Source organism: Microcystis sp. M53598_WE2 (assembly GCF_030067735.1).
Lineage (GTDB): Bacteria > Cyanobacteriota > Cyanobacteriia > Cyanobacteriales > Microcystaceae > Microcystis > Microcystis aeruginosa.
Genome location: NZ_JASJFE010000332.1, coordinates 1 through 2,578 on the forward strand (window position 1 = coordinate 1; position 2,578 = coordinate 2,578).

General features: G+C 45.1%; 1 protein-coding gene and 1 pseudogene. Both read right to left on the reverse strand.

What is annotated here, in order from left to right:
* Positions 1–186 precede the first annotated feature (186 nt).
* The gene (malQ, locus tag PX636_RS07235; RefSeq protein WP_288116609.1) at positions 187–1,689 is read right to left on the reverse strand and encodes a 4-alpha-glucanotransferase; all 1,503 of its coding nucleotides are present in this window, start codon (positions 1,687–1,689) and stop codon (positions 187–189) included.
* Positions 1,690–2,051: 362 nt separating this feature from the next.
* A pseudogene (locus tag PX636_RS07240) lies at positions 2,052–2,578 on the reverse strand (hypothetical protein); the annotation flags it as partial.

The window sequence follows — 2,578 nt, forward strand, 5'->3', positions numbered from 1 at the left end:
GGGTTTATCCTGTCCCTGCCATGATTTGAGTAATTGGCCCAATTTAGAATTACCCCTACCCCATTTACCCGTCAATAGTCGAGAAAATCTCGATCGCATCCGGCAAAGATTGCTAAAAAATTCTCCCTCACATTAACCGGATCAAAAGAGACGTTAGGGGTAACGTCTCGAAAAAAGGATTGAGATTTAACGATTTCTGCCAAAAAGATTGACTAAATCTCGCAATCTCTCGCTATATTCTCCGGTTAAAGCTTCCTGACGATAGCGCCATGACCAATTCCCTTCTGCGACACTGGGGGTATTCATCCGCGCATCCGATCCTAAACCTAACACATCCTGTAACGGTACGATCGCCTGATTAGCCACGGAACTATAGGCCAGTCGAATCAGATCCCAAGCCACTCCCTGACCACTGGGAGCGCCAAGATATTGATAAAGTCGCGCTTTTTCGTAGTCATTGGCGTTATCTTGAAACCAGCCCACAGTAGTATTATTATCGTGAGTGCCGGTATAAATCACACAGTTGCGTTCGACGTTGAAAGGAAGATAGGGATTACCCGCATCACCCCCAAAAGCAAAGTGGAGAATCTTCATCCCGGGGAAGGCAAAGTGATCGCGAAAATCTAAGACTGCTTGGTCAATATCGCCCAAATCTTCGGCAATAATCGGCAATTTACCTAAACGAGCGCCAATAGTATTAAAGAGATCATAACCTGGGGCCTTCAGCCAATGACCATTAATAGCGTTTTCCTGGCCAAAAGCCACCGCCCAATAGGCCTCTAATCCGCGAAAATGATCGATACGGATAATATCGACTAGGGAAAGAACCGCTTTTAAACGGCGTACCCACCAGTCAAAGCCCGTATTTTTGAGATAATCCCAGTTATAGAGAGGATTTCCCCATAATTGCCCCGTTTCTGAGAAATAATCCGGGGGAACCCCCGCCACTTCCAAGGGATTACCGGTTTGGGGATCTAGTCGGAAAACCTGCGGATTTGCCCAAACATCGGCGCTATTATGGGAGACATAAATGGGTATATCACCGATAATCTCGATACCGAGGGAGTTAGCATAGCGTTTTAAGGCTAACCACTGCTCAAAAAACTCAAATTGCAGGAATTTATGCAGAAAAATCTCCTCTTGTAACTCCTGTTTCGGTGTTTCCAACGCACCCCAATGACGTTCGCGAATTTCTGTCGGCCATTCCATCCATGCTTTACCCGGGTAAGCGTGGGATAAAGCCATAAATAGGGCGTAATCCTCTAACCAATCAGCATTGCCAGCACAAAAGCCGGCAAACTGTTTGTAAAGAATTGTGTCATAACCCTTGACAAAATTGCTCGCCGCCTTTCTAAGTAGGGGAATTTTCCAAGCGATCAATTTATCAAAATCCACTTGATCGAGGGGAAAATCGGGAATATCCTCGAAATCTGCCTGACTAAGCAGGTTTTTTTCCCGAAGAAGATCGAGACTAATCAGGAGATGATTGCCGGCAATGGCACTAAAACTCATGTAGGGAGAGTTACCGTACCCTGTCGGGCCTAAAGGGAGAATTTGCCAGAGTTTTTGACCACTTTGAGCCAAAAAATCGATAAATTGATAGGCTTCCCTACCTAGTTCTCCAATCCCGTAACGGCCAGGATGACTGGTGGGATGAAGCAAAATACCGCTAGAACGGCTAAAAGCCATGAAAAAACCCCCTTATCAGTGATTCGGTTAGCAGTTATTAAGTGTTTAAAGCTGAATGCTCACTGCTATCTCCAAGCTAACCCGATGTCGATCGATAACGGCAATACTTAACAACTTTATTAGACCTATGGGACAAAATGAGGCATTACAGCCGTACATTAACAGATCGTCTTTCCAGTGAAAAAGATTCCTTCGGATCACGTTCCACGTTACCCCGGAGGAAAAACCGATCGCTTGTCAGTTATTGTGCCAATGATAGGGGCGCATCGTGGTCAGTGAGTTGATCGAACTGCGTGCGCCCAAAATGTAATATAGATATTTCTGCAAAATTGAGATGCAGCCGCCGAAAATTCAAGAGCGATTCACTTACTGTCGGTAAGTCCTATTTCCTGTAACCTCCTCTTCAACCCAGACCGGTTACTGTACTGTTCGTAAATCTGGTTCAGGCGCTCTTGGAAAACGGGCAACCCGTTTTGATATTCGGCTAAATCTCTTAATTTGACCAACAATTTAACAGCCTCATCGTAGGATTTAGACTGGGCTTTCTGAATTAGGGACTCGACTTGCTGCCAAACTTGCGCTTCCCGTTTAGCTAAAGTTTGTAGTTCCTCAATTCGCTTGGCTTCCGCTTCTTGTTGTCGCCGTTTTTCTGCCTTTTTTTCTTCCTCAGAAGCAGCCTCAAGAAGTTCTTGAACCGTGCGTCGAGCCTGGTTAGAGGGGGGAGAAGTAGGGATTAATTGAGACAGCTTTTGTTTGAATTTAGCAGATAAATTATGTTCTCCTTTAGCCAGTCTTAATAGGAAATCTTGGCGTTCAGAAGCGGATAATTGAGTAATAGCTTGTTGCCACGTTTGCTCCGAGATAGTTGTTAGTTTACCACTGGATGCAC